The sequence below is a fragment of the Photobacterium chitinilyticum genome, from assembly GCF_004104355.1.
Lineage (GTDB): Bacteria > Pseudomonadota > Gammaproteobacteria > Enterobacterales > Vibrionaceae > Photobacterium > Photobacterium chitinilyticum.
In genome coordinates this window covers 1-932 of the sequence record NZ_RJLM01000089.1, presented here as the reverse complement: position 1 = coordinate 932, position 932 = coordinate 1, and the positions used below count along the sequence as shown (strand labels likewise).

Annotated in this window: 2 protein-coding genes and 1 pseudogene; all 3 read left to right on the top strand. The window is 41.0% G+C overall.

Going from position 1 to position 932, the window contains the following annotated elements; genetic code table 11:
- Nucleotides 1-116: pseudogene (locus tag EDI28_RS25925) on the top strand (IS110 family transposase); the annotation flags it as partial.
- Nucleotides 117-206: 90 nt separating this feature from the next.
- Nucleotides 207-491 carry a type II toxin-antitoxin system RelB/DinJ family antitoxin gene (locus EDI28_RS25920; protein ID WP_128786696.1) on the top strand — a complete coding sequence of 95 codons (285 nt, stop codon included), beginning with the start codon at nucleotides 207-209 and terminating at the stop codon, nucleotides 489-491.
- Nucleotides 488-766, top strand: coding sequence for a type II toxin-antitoxin system RelE/ParE family toxin (locus EDI28_RS25915; RefSeq protein WP_128786695.1), 279 nt, complete (start codon nucleotides 488-490; stop codon nucleotides 764-766). Before EDI28_RS25920 ends, EDI28_RS25915 begins: the two co-directional genes overlap by 4 nt.
- Nucleotides 767-932 lie beyond the last annotated feature (166 nt).

Below are 932 nucleotides of genomic sequence, written 5' to 3'. Positions count from 1 at the left end.
TTCTGGCAGAAGGAAAACCGAAAAAAGTGGCCATTATCGCCTGCGTCAGGAAGATGATTAACATCTTAAATTCTATGCTGCGAGATGGCGCCCTATGGGATGCAAAAACAGCTTAAAATTATCTATTGACGCCATAGTCGTTTGTTAGTTGCCCTTCCTCAAGGTCAGTGCTAACATTTGTACACACGCAAATTTTGGAGCTACTCATGGACACTAGAATTCAATTTCGTGTTGATGACGAAATTAAACGCTTAGCCCAACAGATGGCAGAAAGCCAAGGTCGTACACTAAGCGATGCTTGTCGCGAACTGACTGAGCAAATGGCTGAACAACAAAGAAAAGCATTATCGCATGACACGTGGTTAACAGAACAAGTTAACCTAGCATTTGATAAATATGATTCAGGAAAAGCATCTTTTGTTGATCATGACTCTGCAAAAACACGAATGGCTGAACGTAAAGCTAAGATTCGCAACCGAGGTCAACAATGATTTTATGGGAAGAAGAATCACTAAAAGATCGTGAGAAAATCTTTGAGTTTCTTTATGACTTCAACCCTGAAGCAGCCGAAAAAACCGACGAAATCATTGAAGCTAAAATCGAGAGTTTATTAGAGCAGCCTTTAATGGGTGTTCAGCGCGATGGTATTCGAGGTAGATTGCTCATTATTCCTGAGATTTCAATGATAGTGTCTTATTGGGTTGAAGGCTCTACCATTCGTGTAATGCGAGTTCTTCACCAAAAACAAAAATTTCCAACTGACTGATTGTCGTCAGTTGGCAACTAACGCCTGCAATAAGGTGTGCCCCACCGAACCAACAAAGCACACTGAACTCAGTACCAAAACCGCCGAGTGTAACGCATCACCTTGATTGCCTTGTTATATTTCTTTTTCAGAAACGAAAGAAACAAACTCTAAACCGAGCTTAGAT